The sequence below is a fragment of the Xenorhabdus eapokensis genome (assembly GCF_001908105.1).
This window is the reverse complement of record NZ_MKGQ01000097.1, coordinates 1-1,745: the sequence shown is the minus strand read 5'-3', so window position 1 is coordinate 1,745 and position 1,745 is coordinate 1. Positions and strand designations below refer to the sequence as shown.

Here is a 1,745-nt window from a genome sequence, read left to right as displayed (position 1 = left end):
CAACAGAATGGTTTTAGTCGTCAGGAGGCAAGGGCATTGGTTTCAATGGATTTGGGGCACGGTGATGGTCGCGGGCGTTATGTAGAGCGGGTTTATAGCTGTTAAACTTAGTCGTTCAGTTATTGAGTAAGCTAAAACAATCAGTTAAAGTATTCCCGCCATTAGCAAAATCTAGTGGTCGGGGATTCGCAACCCTGTAATGATCAACCCACTGGTAGGATGTTTCTGCCAGTGCGCCTGCGTTCGCCTTTTCTATGGCGGTTCAGGCAGGGGAGGCTTCGGCCTCGCCGGATTGGTTGATCTCCGGTATTGCGAACCCTGCCTTGAATCGCCACCATCAATATTAATTAATGGAAGGGGTAGCAGGAATGAATAACAACATTAGAACTGACTGGCATCAGGCCGATATTATTGCTGCATTACGTAAGCGCGGTACAACCTTAGCGGCGGTCTCTCGTGAAGCGGGACTCAGTTCATCAACATTAGCAAATGCACTCAGCAGGCAGTGGCCCAAAGGCGAGTGGATTATCGCGAATTATCTCGGTATCCACCCTTCAGAAATCTGGCCGAGTCGTTATTTTGATATTAGTGGTCAACTGATTGAACGTAAGGCTCGCAGTAAACCACAGGAATAACCCGCTTCAACTTGTGATCGACGTCGTAAAAATGAACATTTTTTATATCAAGCCCTGAGCGTGAAATGGCAGCCCGATTTGACCATTTTTAACCCTCACGGCTTTTTTGCTTTAAAATGATGAAAAAGCACACAATAAGCAATATAAATAAGTAAAATCAGTCAGATACATGAACTAAAGCAAGTAAAAGAATATAGGGGCACTAAAAGAGGCATAAAAGGAAAATATGAAAATATACTTATTACATTCAATCAGTTATAATTATCTTTAATTCCAGACACGGTAATGACATTGTTGTGCATAGTATTGGTGTCGTCGTCGCCAGTCTGACCAATGTAAAATCTGTTCGACTGCCTCTCCCGTTTTTTCCATCAATTTTGACAACAGCTTACGCAGTTCCGGGATACTCAGGGCTACCCATCCTGTCGGTGTTTTTTTTTCTCCCGTATCCGCAAGACCGCCAGCACCGCATGAGCTAATAGCGATAAGGTAATGTGCCGATACCCACTGTGCCATTGCCGCACTTCATAATGATCCAGGCCACATTCCCCCTTCGTTTCCTCAAAACCACTTTCAATTTCCCAGCGATGCCCTGCCACCTGAGCCAGGGTTTTCAGGTCAGCCTGTTCCCTGCGGGCATAGGCGATATAATAAGCCCGCTCTTGTTTCTCATCCTGGCTGCGCCTAATACTACAGTCGTACGCTCCATTGTGGCATGATAGCTCATGATATATTTTTCCTGAAAATAGGGGGAGGTGTTCAATGCACTCACCTGTTAACCTTTGGGAACAAGAACTGCTCTCATTACACACGCGTCTGACACCATTATTTCACCATGCCAGTCCACAGCAACGCTGTCTCGCCTATCTCCGAGGATTACTCAGTGATGTTGAGCGTAAAAATAGCTGGCAACTGGCGGAATGGTTGGGTGAACACTCGCCTGATAACATTCAATATTTTCTGGAACGTGCCCGTTGGGATGCTGAAGCCGCCCGCGATATTTTACGCGACTATGTGACTGACCATCTCGGTGATGAGCAAGGCATCCTCATCATCGATGAAACCGGTTTTATCAAAAAAGGGACGCATTCTGCCGGCGTCCAACGCCAA

At 46.2% G+C, this 1,745-nt stretch carries 3 protein-coding genes and 2 pseudogenes; 3 read left to right on the top strand and 2 right to left on the bottom strand.

Annotated elements, in window-relative coordinates; translation table 11 throughout:
- Together Xedl_RS26020 and Xedl_RS19435 are read left to right on the top strand one after the other, a co-directional pair.
- Positions 1-105 (top strand): annotated as a pseudogene (locus Xedl_RS26020) (integrase domain-containing protein); the annotation flags it as partial.
- 263 nt (positions 106-368) lie between these two features.
- A complete protein-coding gene (locus tag Xedl_RS19435; protein WP_074025350.1) occupies positions 369-635 on the top strand; it encodes a helix-turn-helix domain-containing protein in 267 nt (88 codons plus the stop codon).
- 267 nt (positions 636-902) lie between these two features.
- Here the strand turns inward: Xedl_RS19435 and Xedl_RS29900 are convergent, their stop codons facing one another.
- Both Xedl_RS29900 and Xedl_RS19425 read right to left on the bottom strand, forming a co-directional pair.
- The gene (locus Xedl_RS29900) at positions 903-1,151 is read right to left on the bottom strand and encodes a hypothetical protein (protein ID WP_167366731.1); all 249 of its coding nucleotides are present in this window, start codon (positions 1,149-1,151) and stop codon (positions 903-905) included.
- Positions 1,070-1,324, bottom strand: a pseudogene (locus tag Xedl_RS19425) (transposase); the annotation flags it as partial. The gene Xedl_RS29900 and the pseudogene Xedl_RS19425, both read right to left, overlap by 82 nt.
- A gap of 73 nt (positions 1,325-1,397) precedes the next feature.
- Here Xedl_RS19425 and Xedl_RS19420 point away from each other — a divergent pair.
- Positions 1,398-1,745 (top strand): transposase (locus Xedl_RS19420; RefSeq protein WP_143187500.1); only part of this gene is annotated, 348 nt, incomplete at its 3' end.